The 15,757-nt window shown below is 28.6% G+C and carries 10 protein-coding genes; 3 read left to right on the forward strand and 7 right to left on the reverse strand.

The genetic code is table 11. The features are described 5' to 3' along the window. Nucleotides 1-23: 23 nt before the first annotated feature. The 4 genes from infC to GOY14_RS00670 form a co-directional block, all read right to left on the reverse strand. On the reverse strand, nt 24-533 hold the full coding sequence (infC, locus tag GOY14_RS00655) for a translation initiation factor IF-3 (protein ID WP_175809324.1): 510 nt from the start codon (nt 531-533) through the stop codon (nt 24-26). 11 nt (nt 534-544) lie between these two features. Next, complete coding sequence (gene thrS, locus GOY14_RS00660; protein WP_175809326.1) at nt 545-2,446, reverse strand: threonine--tRNA ligase; 1,902 nt, start codon at nt 2,444-2,446, stop codon at nt 545-547. Nucleotides 2,447-2,451: 5 nt separating this feature from the next. Then, complete coding sequence (gene nuoI / locus GOY14_RS00665; RefSeq protein WP_175809328.1) at nt 2,452-2,934, reverse strand: NADH-quinone oxidoreductase subunit NuoI; 483 nt, start codon at nt 2,932-2,934, stop codon at nt 2,452-2,454. A gap of 75 nt (nt 2,935-3,009) precedes the next feature. Next, nucleotides 3,010-3,807 carry an enoyl-ACP reductase FabI gene (locus GOY14_RS00670; protein ID WP_175809330.1) on the reverse strand — a complete coding sequence of 266 codons (798 nt, stop codon included), beginning with the start codon at nt 3,805-3,807 and terminating at the stop codon, nt 3,010-3,012. A gap of 234 nt (nt 3,808-4,041) precedes the next feature. On the opposite strand from GOY14_RS00670, the gene GOY14_RS00675 reads away from it, so the two are divergent. Together GOY14_RS00675 and nuoF are read left to right on the forward strand one after the other, a co-directional pair. Next, nucleotides 4,042-5,676 carry a ribonuclease J gene (locus tag GOY14_RS00675; RefSeq protein WP_175809332.1) on the forward strand — a complete coding sequence of 545 codons (1,635 nt, stop codon included), beginning with the start codon at nt 4,042-4,044 and terminating at the stop codon, nt 5,674-5,676. A gap of 1,304 nt (nt 5,677-6,980) precedes the next feature. Continuing rightward, a complete protein-coding gene (gene nuoF / locus GOY14_RS00680) occupies nt 6,981-8,255 on the forward strand; it encodes an NADH-quinone oxidoreductase subunit NuoF (RefSeq protein ID WP_175809334.1) in 1,275 nt (424 codons plus the stop codon). Between the two features lie 318 nt (nt 8,256-8,573). On the opposite strand, the gene nth is transcribed toward nuoF, so the two are convergent. Together nth and icd are read right to left on the reverse strand one after the other, a co-directional pair. Next, on the reverse strand, nt 8,574-9,212 hold the full coding sequence (nth, locus tag GOY14_RS00685) for an endonuclease III (protein ID WP_175809335.1): 639 nt from the start codon (nt 9,210-9,212) through the stop codon (nt 8,574-8,576). A 1,297-nt stretch (nt 9,213-10,509) separates the two neighbouring features. Continuing rightward, a complete protein-coding gene (gene icd, locus GOY14_RS00690; protein ID WP_175809337.1) occupies nt 10,510-11,940 on the reverse strand; it encodes an isocitrate dehydrogenase in 1,431 nt (476 codons plus the stop codon). A 1,435-nt stretch (nt 11,941-13,375) separates the two neighbouring features. Here icd and GOY14_RS00695 point away from each other — a divergent pair. Continuing rightward, nucleotides 13,376-14,548 carry an NADH-quinone oxidoreductase subunit D gene (locus GOY14_RS00695; RefSeq protein WP_175809339.1) on the forward strand — a complete coding sequence of 391 codons (1,173 nt, stop codon included), beginning with the start codon at nt 13,376-13,378 and terminating at the stop codon, nt 14,546-14,548. Between the two features lie 152 nt (nt 14,549-14,700). Here GOY14_RS00695 and GOY14_RS00700 read toward each other — a convergent pair whose 3' ends face one another. Next, nucleotides 14,701-15,489 carry a TrbG/VirB9 family P-type conjugative transfer protein gene (locus GOY14_RS00700; protein WP_175809341.1) on the reverse strand — a complete coding sequence of 263 codons (789 nt, stop codon included), beginning with the start codon at nt 15,487-15,489 and terminating at the stop codon, nt 14,701-14,703. Between the last annotated feature and the right edge of the window lie 268 nt (nt 15,490-15,757).

Here is a 15,757-nt window from a genome sequence, read left to right on the forward strand (position 1 = left end):
CTTTATTTATGAAGATAATTTTATTACTTAGTAATGAGAGCTAAAAAATACTGATTACCTTCTTGTTTAGGTGCTAATTCTACTTTTGAGATATCTTCAGTATCTTTGATCAACCGTTCTAACTTTTCTAGTCCCATTTCAGTATTTATTAGTTCTCTACCTCTAAATTTCATTGTCACTTTGATTTTATGTCCATGTATGAGAAAATCTCTTACTTGACGTAATTTTGTTTCATAATCATGATTGCTAATATTGGGACCTAGTTTAATTTCTTTTATAGTGAATGCTTTTTGTTTCTTTTTTGCTTCACTTGCTTTTTTTTTTGCATTATACTTTTGTTTACTATAATTTAAAATTTTGCATACTGGAGGGGTTGAATCAGATACAATTTCCACTAAATCTAAACTTACATTTTGTGCAGCTTCTAAGGCTTGTTCTATTGTTACAATTCCAACCATGTGGCCATGGTGGTCAACTAGGCGTACTTCCTTAGCTGTGATAAGTTCATTAATTCTATTTTTTTTAATTTGCAAACCTAACTCCTTTAGCTTAAATTAATATTTTTTAATAGAAGTTCAATAGCCTTTTCATAAGAAAAAGACTCTTGTCTTTTCGACCCTAAATTCCTCACTGATACTGTTTTACTTGCAATTTCATTTTTACCTATTATCCATAATATAGGAACCTTATTTGTACTATGCAAGCGTATTTTATAACTAATTTTTTCATTGGTTAAATTCATTTTAACCCTAACGCCTTGCTTTCTTAAAACTTCATTAATTTCTTTAGCATAGTTATCAGCCTCATTTGTAACTGTTAGAATAGCAAGCTGTGTTGGAGCAAGCCACAATGGAAATTGTCCTGCATAATGTTCTATTAAAACTCCAATAAAACGCTCAAAAGTTCCAAGAATTGCTCTGTGTAGCATTACAGGATGGTGCTTCTGTCCATCCGCTCCTATATAAAAAGCTCCGAGACGTTTTGGTAAAATAAAATCGACTTGTAGTGTTCCACACTGCCAGCTTCTACCTATTGCATCTTTTAGAATAAATTCTAACTTTGGACCATAAAATGCACCTTCACCGGGGTTAAGTTTATAATTTATTCCTGTTTTTTTAACAGCCTCTAGCAATGCTTTTTCAGCTTTATTCCATACTTCATCGTCTCCTGCTCTAATGTTTGGACGATCTGAAAATTTTACAAAGATTTCATTAAACCCAAGTTCTGAGTATACTCCTTTTAGGAGATCACAAAATTTTACAGTTTCAAAATTGATTTGTTCTTCCATACAAAAAATGTGTGCATCATCTTGAGTAAAGCCACGTACTCGCATCAGTCCATGTAATGAACCTGAGCTTTCATTTCTATGACATACACCAAACTCTGCCATACGTATAGGTAAGTCACGATAACTTCTAATACTAGAATTAAAGATCTGTACATGACAAGGACAATTCATAGGTTTTATTGCTAGCTCTTCATTCTTAAATTTATTAACAAAAAACATATTTTCTTGGAACTTATCCCAATGTCCGGATTTTTCCCATAGTTCCTTATTTACCAAAATAGGGGTTCTTACTTCAAAATAACCATTATCTACTAATTTTTTTCTCATATAAGACTCAAGAATATTATATAAAATATATCCCTGTTCATGCCAAAAAACTTGTCCAATAGCTTCTTCTTGAATATGAAATAAATCCATGTCTCTAGCAATTTTACGGTGGTCGCGTTTTTCTGCTTCTTCTAAACGTTTAAGATAAGTATTTAATTCATTCTGACTTCTCCATGCGGTGCCATATATTCGTTGTAACATTGGGCCATTGGAGTCACCACGCCAATATACTCCTGCAACTTTCATCAATTTAAATGCTTTAACTTTACCAGTTGAGGGAGAGTGTGGACCGCGACATAAGTCAACAAAATTACCTTGTTTATAAATAGTGAGATCTTCATTTGTTGATATGTAAGAAATAATATCAATTTTGTACTTTTCACCTATACTGTTAAAAAAATCAATTGCTTGTTTACGGCTCCAAACCTTTCGAATAAATTTATAGTTATCTTTTATAATTTTTTTCATTTTTTTTTCTATTAAGAAGAGATCACTCGTAGTAAAAGTGTAATCTGTAGCAAAATCATAATAGAAACCATCTTCGGTTGTTGAATCAATAATAACTTGAATACTAGGAAAAAGCTCTTTTACTGCTTGAGCCATTATATGAGCAGCATCATGCCTTATGATATCTAAAGCAATTTCATCACTGAATTGTATTACCTCTACTTCTGTGTTAGATTCAATTTTGTGTGAAAGATCATATAACTTACCATTAATCTTTAAAGCAATAGCTTCTTTTAAAGAATCTAGTTTTAATGTATGAAAACCAGTAACTTTATTGTTATACTCTTCTACTTTTTGTTTAGCTGAAAGGGTGACTTTTATCATAAATTTTAGAAATAGGATCTATTTTTTTTAAACCTAAGTTTAATTGCTTCTTCCCAAATTTCACCGTTACGTAATAATTTTTCTTTATCATATATTAATTCTTTTCTTGTTTCTGTTGCAAATTCAAAATTTGGTCCTTCAACAATCGCATCAACTGGACATGCTTCTTGACAAAGTCCACAATATATACATTTTGTCATATCAATATCATAACGGGTGGTGCAACGACTTCCGTCTTCCCTTTCTTCTGCTTCAATAATTATTGCCTGAGCTGGGCAAATTACTTCACATAATTTACAAGCTATACATCTCTCTTTACCATTTGAATACCTACGTAATGCATGTTCACCACGAAATCTTGGACTTAGACGGCCTTTCTCCATGGGATACCTGAGTGTAACCTTTGGCTTAAACATGTATTTTAATGTAATGGCAAAACCTCTGATTAATTCTATAAAAAAGCAATACCAAGCTATTTTTTTGAGCATAAAGACTTAAAAACTTACACAGGTAATTATAGATTAAATTGCTGGTTTTCAAAAGGTCTTTTTTCTTGCTTCAATTTAAATTATATGTGAATCAGTCAACTTTATTCCTACTATATTATACCCCGAATCAACATGTAAAATTTCTCCAGTGGTGCCGCTACTTAAATCACTCAGTAAATATAGTGCTGCTTTTCCAATGTCCTCTATTGTAGTGTTACGTCTTAGTGGAGAATTATTTTTATTCCATTTTGATATAAAATAAAAATTACTTATTCCAGAAGATGCTAAAGTTCTGATTGGACCAGCAGAAATAGCATTGACTCTAATATTTTGTGGTCCTAAGTCACATGCTAAATATTTTACACTTGCCTCAAGTGCTGCTTTACATAAACCCATAACATTGTAATTAGGTATAACCTTTTCAGCACCGTAATAGGACAAAGTAAGTAGATTACCAACGTTTGGCATTATTTTTTCGGCTCTTTGAGCTAAAGCAGTAAAAGAATAGCATGATATATGCATTGCATTGAGAAAATTCTTTAGTGAGGTATTGATATATCTGCTACTTAATTCATTTTTATCAGAAAAGGCAACCGCATGTACTAAAAAATCAAGGGTACTCCATTTTCTTTTTATTACTCTAAAAATATCATCTATAGTTTCTTCATTTGCCACATCACAACTCAGTACTAACTTTATATTTAGTTCAGCTGCTATCGATGATAGCCTCTTTTTTGCTATTTCGTTTTTGTAGGTAATTGCAAGTTCTGCTCCATGCTCTGAAAGGATTTTTGCTATACCATAAGCTATTGATCTTCTATTTATTATTCCAATTATTAATCCCTTTTTATTTTTTAATAAAGTTGTTGTCATATAACCATTTGTTTTTATTATTTGGAATACTACTCAGCAAAGTTAGGTATTAACTATACTGAAATAACCTTTAAAATTAGTAGGTATATTATCAATTTTGCAAATGAATACAAGTTTTTAATAAAATTAAAAAATTGAAAAGATCTTAAGGCCATAATAGTGACGCAAGAGTAATAAACTCCTTTATTTAGAATTAAAGTTTTGCTATCTTTACATTTTAATAATTTAAAATTAATGGATGTAAACAAAAATAAATTTCTATTTCTTCCACTTGGAGGAGTGGGCAAAATTGGAATGAACGTTAATCTATACCATTGCCAAGGTAAGTGGATTATGATTGATCTTGGTATTGGTTTTGCTGACGAAACTATGCCAGGTATTGAGTTACTTGTTGTTGATGTAAGTTTTATTGCTCAAAGAAAAAAGGATCTACTTGGAATAATAATCACACATGCACATGAAGACCACTGCGGTGCAGTGCCTTATTTATGGAAAGAGTTACAATGTCCTGTATATGCAACAAGTTTTACAGTTAATTTTCTTAGGGAAAAACTAAAAGAATTTTGCTTGGAAAGTATAGTACCAGTAAAAAAGGTAGATATAAATGGTAGTATAAATTTAGGTCCTTTCACTGTTGAGTTTATAAATATGACTCATTCAATTCCTGAAGCGCATTCAATATTAATTAGCACTAATATAGGAAGTGCACTCCATACTGGAGATTGGAAATTTGATCCAAAACCTGTCATTGGACTAACTTCTAATGTAAATCGTTTAAAAGAAATTGGTAATAAGGGTAATTTACTTGCAGTAATTTGTGATTCAACGAATATATTGAGTCAACATAATCCCGAGTCAGAAGGTGAAATTTATAACAATATTTATAACATAGTGAAACAATCGGAGAAGTTAGTAGCAGTATCGCTTTTTGCTTCCAATGTAGCGCGAATTGAAACAATAAGTCAAGCTGCAAAGGTATTGAATAGAAAAGTAGTTTTGCTTGGTAGATCCTTATGGAAAATAATCAGAATTGCTCAAGATAGTGGGCATTTAATTAATTCTGTTCAGTTTTTTGAAGCAAAAGCTGTAGCAAATTTGCCAAGAGAAAAGTTATTATTAATATGTACTGGCTGTCAAGGTGAACCAACAGCAGCAACTTCAAAACTTGCTTATAAAAAGCATCATGCATTCAAAATGCAAAAAGGAGATATAATGATTCTTTCATCAAAAATTATTCCTGGAAATGAAACTCGTACACATAATATGCTTAATGCTTTCATTGAAATGGGAGTGGAAGTTATTACTGAGAAAACAGAAAATATTCATGCTTCTGGGCATCCAACAAAAGAAGAGCTAAGAAAGATGTACTCTTTGATAAAACCGAAAATATCTATTCCTGTTCATGGTGAGTATATTCACATCCATGCACATGTAAAATTTGCTAAGGAGTGTGGTGTGGAAAAAGCAATAATGATCACACCAGGCGATATTGTCAACTTAGAGAACGGAGAAAGGGTTGATTCAATCAGTGTTAATTATTTTGGTATTGATGGTATGTTGCTACGTTATCCAGATAGTAGTGTTATAAAAATGCGTAAAAGGATGAGGGATGCAGGTGCTATTATAGTGACAGCGATTGTTGACAAAAAGAATAAATTGCTTACTAAGCCAAAAGTATTTACACCAGGTATTTTTGGAGTAACTGAGGATGCAGCTATTATACAGAAAATTATAAAATCTGTTGAGTTAGCATTTAGTTTACAATCGACAAAAAAGATAAAAAGTAAAATTGAGAATTCGATATTTAATATTTTAAATGAATATTTACTGAAGAGGCCTATAATTAAAGTCCAAATAGAACAGGTATAAAATAAAATTTTATTTATTAATTAATATTATTTTTTGTATTATTTTAGCTTAATTTTACGGAAGATTATTTTCTATTAGATAAAAAAACAACATAGTAATTATCAGAAGTTGTAGGTGTCGTATATATAAAATGTGACTGAGAAATAGGTTTTGAGTAAGATTTTGCAAAAATAATAAAAGCGATCATAAAATATTTTTATATAACAAATATCTATTGATTAGACTGATCTTAATTTTGAATTACTCGTTAGTTAATTTACTCTTTAATGAAGTGAGCAAGGATAATTAGTGTGTTATATATCAGCTCTTATTTATTTTTATTGTGAATGAATAAATGAATACATGACAAGCATGAATCTTTCTCTTTGTTTAATTAATTTTAGAAGATATATAAACTTGTATCGATGTTCATAATAATTATGTATTTATAGTGTGTGGCTTAACTTCTCGAATTATGCAATTGGTTAAAAAATTTTAAAGCAGGTTAATATGCTAAGGAATTTAAAATAAAGTTAGGACAGTAGTCTTGAAGTATATTTTTTTCATATGCAGTAACCATAACGCTCTGTTCATTTAGGCGAATCAATCATTTTAACACTTAAAAAGTGCTTTTATAATTATCAACTTAACGTAATTTTATTTTTTAAATTAAGTTATATAGCATTAAAATGACAAATAATAAATTTAATATTAACTATTTTATCTATTAAACTACTAATATGAAATATTAACTAACTTATAATGTGAAGTATGCAAAATAATTATAAAAGTAGTAAGATACTTTTAAGATACTTTAAGGTTTCCTTTTTCTCAGTACACTAAATAAGATATATGTTTTTATCTAAACTTCTTAAATAGAGGTATTATTACCTATATACATTAGAGTTTACTATTTTAAAAGCGTTTCTACTAGAAATCTTTTCTAAGGTCTTTTATTTTTTTCTAAAAACTTACTTTTAGTGTATAGTAATTTTTTTGAAGAAGTAATATTTTTTGCTTGCTTTGAGTTTTTTGTGATGCTTTTTTCTTTTATTAAGATTTATTAATTAAGTATGAAACTGAAACAGTAAATTGTAAAATTTTCAAACTTAACTAAAGTTAAAAAAATGAAGAAAATTTTTATAACTAAATTAAATTTTATAAATCTAGTTAATTTTTGTTGTAAATTTTAATAGACATAATATATTATTAAATAATCAGTAACAATCAATATAAGATAACTAATTTTGTCAAGTTTAAGGTATAGTGAGTATGAAGAGTTGAATTTTTAGTATTTGTTAATTTATTTTAGATTTTAAATAGTTATGTTAAAGGAAGAGGACAAAATATTCACAAACTTGAATGGTAGAGAAAATTCACTGCTTAAAGATGCGAAAAAGCGTGGAAGTTGGCAGAAAACAAAAGAGCTATTAGATTTAGGTTCCGAAAAGATTATTGATGAGGTAAAAAAATCTGGCTTAAGAGGTCGAGGAGGTGCAGGTTTTTTAACTGGTCTTAAGTGGAGTTTTATGCTCAAAAATTCTTTAAAAAAACAACCGATATATCTAGTAGTGAATGCAGATGAGTCAGAGCCTGGTACATGCAAAGATAGAGACATATTAAGATATGAACCACATAAATTGCTTGAGGGAATTCTCTTGGCTGGTAAAGCAATTAATGCATCAACTGCATATATTTACATAAGAGGTGAGTTTTATAATGAATATCTAGTTTTAAAAAAATCACTTAAGGAAGCTTATAAGGAAGGACTGATCGGAAAAAATGCATGTAGATCGGACTATAATCTTGATGTATTTATCCATAGAGGTGCGGGAGCTTATATATGTGGAGAAGAAACAGCTCAACTTGAGTCAATCGAAGGAAAAAGAGGATTTCCTCGCATAAAGCCTCCATTTCCTGCAGAAGTTGGGCTTTTTGGTTGTCCAACTACAATAAATAACGTTGAAACCATAGCTATGATTCCAGATATTTTGCGTCGTGGAGGAGAATGGTTTGCATCTCTCGGTAAAGTAAATAATACTGGTACTAAGATCTTTAGTATTTCAGGGCATGTAAATAATCCCTGTAATGTTGAAGAAGAACTTGGCATTCCACTACGTGAATTAATTGAAAAATATGCAGGTGGAGTTCAAGGGGGTTGGGATAATTTACTTGCTGTAATACCTGGTGGATCTTCAGTATCATTAATTCCAAAATTTATATGTGACACTATTGAAATGGATTTTGACTCATTAAGAGCTGTACGGTCAGGACTTGGTACTGCTGCTGTAATAGTAATGAACAAATCAACTGATGTAATAGCTGCAATAGAAAGATTATCACATTTTTATATGCATGAATCATGTGGACAGTGCACGCCATGTCGTGAGGGTACTGGGTGGATATGGAGAATTATGAAACGAATGGTAACAGGAAAAATTAGTCTTAATGAAATAGATAAGTTGCTTAATCTTACAACTCAAATAGAAGGACATACAATTTGCGCACTTGGTGATGCTGCAGCTTGGCCAATTCAAGGATTAATAAGACATTTTCGTCATTTAATTGAAGAAAGGGCTCAGTTTAATAGAAGTATATAAAAAAAATTTATATATTAATAAACTAGATTAAAATTGCTGATAAATTTGTTAGGAACTTACTTTAACAGTAAAAGCACTGGTTATATTTAATATATGTAAGCAAAAGGATTATATTAATACTTAATTTCGTGTTTACTAGAAGATTATGTTTTTAATAAAAAAACTTCTTACTTTTAGGTAAGCAGTTATAGTCATTTCAAGCAGTAAAAATACCAATTCTGATTCAAAAATTAATTTCTTCACAAAAAAATAATGCTCTTTTTGCTTGATATATTTTAAAATATAAAACAATTTTGTAAATAGTAAAATATAAAAATACTAGATCCTACGTTTTTTATTATGAAATTCACATAAATTATAAATTATGCATGTTTTGCACAAAGGGTTTTGTGCTTTGCAAGTATATCTACCATGTAAAACTAGCCAGTGATGAGCATATAATAGGTACTTTTTTGGCACTTTATTTAAAAGAGATTGCTCTGTTTTAAATAAATCTTGTTCTTTTACAAGACCAATTCTATTGCTTACTCTGAACACGTGAGTATCAACTGCTAATGTTGGAATACCAAGCCCAGTATTTAAGAATACATTAGCACTCTTCCTTCCTACTCCAGGTAAAGATAACAAGTCGTTAAAATTTGCAGGAACTTTACTATGATACTGTTCAATCAATTTTTTACTAAGATTAACTATATTTTTTGCTTTGGAATTATATAAACCGATACTGCTTATATATTTTTTTACTTTATTTTGTCCAAGATTTAGCATTTTTTCTGGTGTATCAGCGATACTAAATAATTTTTTTGTGACTTTATTAACACTTGCATCAGTTGTTCGTGCTGATAAAACTATCGCAGTTAGCAAAGTAAAATGATTGGTATAATTTAATTCTATTTTAGGTATTGGATTTGATTGTCTAAATTTTTTAAATACTAATTCTATTTTTTTTAAATCCATTTATAGAACTAAAATTTTTATATTCTACTATTTATAGTATAAACTTAATTCTTAGAGTTTAAGCTATTATTAAATAGTGATATTAAATAGATAGATATTTATATTTTTAAAGTTTTTCTCTCAACTAATTTACTTTTACTCGTAAAGTCCTTCAATAAATAAGAAGTATTAATCACATATAGTTTTTATAAATCATATCATCATAAATCACTTTTCTCTCGATTCTGTTTCTTAATTCTTAAATTTTCTTTACATTTTTTAATGTATATTTCTTAGATCTTTAAAAAAATAGAGAGCGTAACTTTAATTAACATTGCTAAAATATTAAAGAGCCAAACAAACTTGTAGTCTAGAATTAATCGCAGTAGTAAAATTTACTGTAGCAAATAAATAGAAAAATAATTAAGGAATATATGAAAAAGACTTTGCCTTTTAATTAGATAAAACTAGCTCATTTTACTGAAAATATCGGTAAAATTTTTGCTATTTCTATACTTTTTTATAAACAGACTAGAAATTATTTACAATAAAAATATTAATGCTATTATTCTACTATGAAAAATAGCAATCAATATCTATACAATAGTGGTTGATAAAGCTTAAATAGAAAAGCTAAAGTTGAATAAAGAGTAAAAATATTCTTACTTTATAAAGTTTAGTAATAATTCTTTTCTTGATTAAATTTTTTAATTTTCTTTAGGAGTAGTATAGCTAAATCATCATAAACTGAGTTTGACTTATGTTAACATTTTAATTTTTTATTGCCTTTTTAGGATTTGAACTTGAATTCTGTAAAAGCCTTTTTTTATTTGATGTAAACCTTTATACTGCTCAAGTCACTTAAATAAAAAGTCTTTACTTATAATATAGATATTAATTGATGTAATATCTTTTGATTACTTTTTTTAAATTAATTTTCTTAAAACTCTTTCTATAATAAAATTTATATACTATTGAATACCATCATATTCAATATCAACACTTACTTTTAAACAGACTTATAACCATAAAAGTCTACACATGCTTTTTTTTTACCCATAATAAGCTTTATAAGCTCGATCAAATTTATTCCTGTTCAACTTTTATCAAAAAATTTTATAAGAACTAACTTTCTATATTACTCTATAGAAACTATCAAAAACTTAATAAACATTACTTATAACTTATCTAATTATCATTTTCAATACATTAAATAAAACAGTACTATTTTCACTCTCTAATTAATTACTTTGATATGAATTTATACTATCTATATTGAATAGCATATGCTGAACATAGACATGTGAATAATTTTTGATTAAATAAAAAAACCTTCTTTTCCATCATATAAATATAACTTATCCATTCTTACTACGTCAAAGCTGTTTTCTTCAAGTGTAATGAGTAAGTTATTTACATCACTATTTGTAGTAGTTTTTTTATTATTTGCAATAAATCTACAAATCACTTGATCGCTTGAAGAAGATTTTAAATTTCCTGGCCAAACTACAAGTCCTTTTGAGTATATTGCTTTAATCTTTAAATTGCTTGATTTAAATAATTTTACTAATTGATTAAAATCTACTGATTTATTCCAGGCAAGTGTTACATCACTACCAACTAACTTTTTTATGTCATAGCTCTTTCCATAATCATTCCATGTCTCCTTTACTTTGCTATTATTTGAATAATTGCCGATCATAAATTCAGACAATATTTTAGGCTTTTTTCCTAAATTACTTATAACGGCTTCTGCAAATTCTTTTGTGCCAACTTTCTGTTTACTTTTTTCTTCCTTGTATAAATCGGCAGTGTGTATTCCATCTTCTAAAGTTTTTGTCCATGCATTATAAATTAATTTTGCAGTATCTACTTGGTTTATATAAACCAGCATATGCACTGCAGCATTGAGCAGTCCAGAAGGATTAGCAATATTTTTTCCTGCAATATCAGGAGCTGATCCGTGAACTGCTTCAAACATTGCGTATTTACTACCTATATTACTGCTTCCAGCTAATCCTACAGAACCTGAAATTTGTGCCATTATATCTGATAATATATCGCCATATAAGTTTCCAGTTACTATAATATCAAAGTTTTCAGGTTCTGTGATAATACGTGCCATTCCTATGTCAACTATATAATGTTCCGCCTCTATATCTTGGTACTTTTTTGCAATACGATTAAATTCTGCATAAAAAGTGCCGTCGGTCATTTTCATGATGTTATTTTTAGTTAGGCAAGTTACTTTTTTTCTGTTGTGTTTTTTTGCATATTCAAAAGCATACTTACATATTTTTTCTGAGCCTGATCTGGTAATAATTTTAGTACATTGGTAAGAGTCATCAGTGAATCTGTGTTCAATCCCTGTATAAACGTCTTCTTCATTTTCACGTATTATAATAATATTAAATTTATTAAATTTGTTTTCTATAATAGGGTGATACGAAGTACACGGTCTAATATTTGCGTATAGTCCAAGATTTTTTCTTAGTATAACATTTAAACTTTTATGTCCTTTACCCTGGGGAGTCGTTGTTGGAGACTTAAGCAACATCTTTGTCTTTTTAATAGATTCCCATCCACTTGGAGAAATTCCATGAGACCATTTTTTATTATGGACAAGATTTCCTATTTCAATAGTATTTATTGAGATTTTTGCTTGCGCTTCATATAATATAGACAGTACTGCTTTCATAATCTCTGGTCCGATACCATCGCCATATGCAACAGTTATTGGTGTTGACATCATTTTCTTCTACTATAAAAAACTTAATGTTAATCTAAATGCTAGAATAGTACAAGTAGCAATGCTACTTTCAATAGTGTATTTTCATAGTTACCTAATCATATATTTATATACCATAATTATGTATTAAGATAGAGTATTAAGATGAATAATATTGATTAGGATTAGGTTCTTTGACGGTGAGTAGTGAATTTTGAACATATAAATCAAAAGATGATTATGAGTTAAAATCATTATTATTTAGGTAATGCGACTTCAATTATGAAATAGGTGATTAGAGCGTATTCTAAAATACTTTGAAAGTATAAGATAGAAGATATATTAGTTAATATCTCAGTAAAGATATTTAATATGGATAATTAGAAAGTATTTTGAAAAATGAATAAACACATAACTATATTCTTAAGTAATAAAAGTTAATTTGTTTTCGTATTAGAAAATTTTACTTCTTTAGTTATAGAAATGAAGCATTACTAGTTTGTGTACTATAGTTCAAAGGAAAGTTATAGATAATAAGGATATTACAGTAACTTCAGATATAAAAAGTATTCATTAAAGCAGTTCCTATATATAATTAACTTATAGTAAAAAATATAATTAGAAGTAAAGTGTAACAAATTCTTTGATAAGAACTATCTTATATAAAGATAATAGTAAGTGATTAACATTAAGTTTTAAGTATGAAGCAGAAATTATTTTGTTTAAAAAATATAGAGTTGATAGTTCTGTTTTGATCTCTTTAACTTGAAGGGAGAAATGGGTAAGAAATTGTAAAAAGGGTCTTTAAATGTATAAGAAATGAGTTTTTTAAAAAATAACTATTTGATATAAATATTAATCAAGTTTTAAATCTTGTTTTGGAAATATATATGAATAATTTTGATGGTGCTGAATAGTATTTACTTAGTGTTAACGTGTTTATTGATATAGTATTAGGTATAATTTTCTGATTGTAAAAGAACATTTATTACAGGTAAAAAAAATATCAATATAAGTCAGAGATTCTTTATAAGAATATTAAAAAAGTACTTTAAATCTTGGTGAATGTATAATATGTGCATTATATTTAACAGTAATAAAAAAAGGAATAATACCTCTATTTAAAAGGTCAGTGTCTTAATAATGTTTTAAGTATTTTATAAATATATTTTTATCCATATAAGTAATTAAAGACAGAAAGGTAATAAAATTTATAAAAATGGTATATATAGTATAAAAATTGAACAATAAGATACTATCTACATGGTACTTTCATTATTTAATTTATAAAGATTGAAAATATTGATTGTCTTAGTCTTTTGATAAGAAAATAATAAATCTATTAAGTAATTTTTTTGTTCTACATGTTTAATATGTGCAAAATTGTTGTATATAAGGTTTATTGACTTTTAGTACACTTTTGCCTATATAATTTTAATATTTTGAATTACTAGACATGCCTAATTTAAAAACAATGATGTTAAATTTTGGACCTCAGCACCCAGCTGCACATGGAGTATTACGTCTTGTTTTAGAAATGAGTGGCGAAGTGATTGAAAGAGCTGATCCTCATATTGGTCTCTTACATCGTGGTACTGAAAAATTAATAGAACATAAAACTTATCTTCAAGCCTTACCTTATTTTGATCGTCTTGATTATGTGTCACCAATGTCACAAGAGCATGCATATTCTTTGTGTGTAGAGAAATTACTGCAGTGTGAAATTCCAGTTAGGGCAAAATATTTGCGTGTTCTATTTTGTGAATTGACACGGATACTTAATCATTTACTTAATATTTCTTCTCAAGCACTTGATGTTGGGGCAATGACTCCTCTTTTGTGGCTTTTTGAAGAGAGAGAAAAGATACTAGAGTTTTATGAAAGAGCTTCAGGAGCAAGGTTTCATGCAGCTTATATCAGACCAGGGGGAGTTGCAGCAGATATTCCAGAAGGTTTAATTGAAGATATTGCAGAGTTTATAGAGCAATTTCCAAAATATATAGATGATATTGATGAGCTTTTAACAGAAAATAGGATATGGAAACAACGTACTGTGGGAATTAGTGAGATGTCAATAAAGCAAGTTCTTGATTGGGGTTTTAGTGGTCCAATGTTACGTGCAGCTGGGCTTGCTTGGGATTTACGAAAAAGTCAACCATATGAGATATATGACCAATTAGATTTTGATATACCTATTGGTCAAAGTGGTGACTGTTATGATCGTTATTTAGTAAGAATGGAAGAAATTAGGCAATCCATTAGCTTAGTGAAGCAATGTATAGAAAGAATGCCTGAAGGACCGGTAAAAACTGAAGATAAAAAAATTTCTCCACCACCAAGAGCAGAAATGAAAAAATCTATGGAAGCGCTAATTCACCATTTTAAGCTTTATTCGGAAGGATACCATGTACCAGAAGGTGAAGCTTATGTAGCTGTTGAAGCACCAAAAGGTGAATTTGGAGTATACATAGTTTCAGATGGCACTAACCAACCATATAGATGTAGAATAAGAGCACCTGGTTTTGCACATTTACAAGCTTTAAATTTTATGGCAAAAGGTCATATGCTCTCTGATATTACAGCGATTATTGGTTCACTCGATATAGTTTTTGGTGAGATTGATAGGTAGTGCCTTTAGGATATAACAGTTATAGATATAAATTATTTTTATTTTACATTATATAGTTTACGGTTATTTTTTATTATTTAATTGCAATGTAAACACTTATGCTATCAATCAGAAGATGGATGAGATCATCATTTATTTTTAATTAGGTTATACTAATCATTTCTCTTTTTAAGGGGCATATTTTCATTAAATAAGCAAACTGTGCTTGACCCGTTTCTTAAGGTAAATACAGAGCCTACTTTTTCAAGTATAAGGTAATCATTCACTGTACGAAAATTTATTAAAGACTCATGTCCTGCAAGATCAACTATAAAAACTGCTGGAAAATCAGAATTATTTTTATCAAACTGCAAATACGTAAATTTCCCGTCATCAAAGACCTTGGTTGGTACTATTGATTCACTTCCTTTAATATGAGAGATGGAATAATCAAAGTTTAAACCTTTTTTGACAACTTCAATATCATTTATATCAGGAATAGTGATGGGGCTAATTTGCTCGAGTATATTACCATCATAGGTTGTATAAATTTCATCACTGTTAAATAATGGGTAAAGGAATCTTACTTCATATGCCAATCTTGGATCATCTAATCCAGTTGCTTCCTCAGCATGAAATTCAAAATAATAGACTCTTTTATTAGTAATAATTGTTGCATTAGTATCAGCAATATCGTCTACAGGCTTAATGAATAGCCTATTATCTTGAGCAATAAGTTGCCAACCAGTTGGATCACCCATAGAAAGGTTTTGTATTGTTTCACCTGGTTCAAATAATATGCTCGACTGATAACCATAGAAACCTGTATACTTATGTATAGCTTGTGGATTATAATTTATTACTTTTATATGATTGTCTGCAGCTATTGAACGTGGTTCTTGTTTTGCAAAAGTATTACCGCTGTAAAAGAATATTAGTACTATAAATAAAAAACTGCTCATGATATTTAAATTGTATACCGATTATATTTTATCATTGAAAAGGTTCGTTGCAATTGTTAGGTATTATAATAATATATATCAAGGATAGTATTATTTATTTTTCTTAAAATTTTTGATTGGAGTTTCATATCTTTATAAATTAGATTTAATTTATGATATTTTATCTTTTAGGTACATATCATATATGAATACTGTCTAAAGCATAAATAAAGTTAGATTTTTTTTTGCAGTTTTATATTTTTATTACTATTTTATTTGAAATATAATC

It is taken from the genome of Wolbachia endosymbiont of Dipetalonema caudispina (genome assembly GCF_013365495.1).
Taxonomy (GTDB): Bacteria; Pseudomonadota; Alphaproteobacteria; order Rickettsiales; family Anaplasmataceae; genus Wolbachia.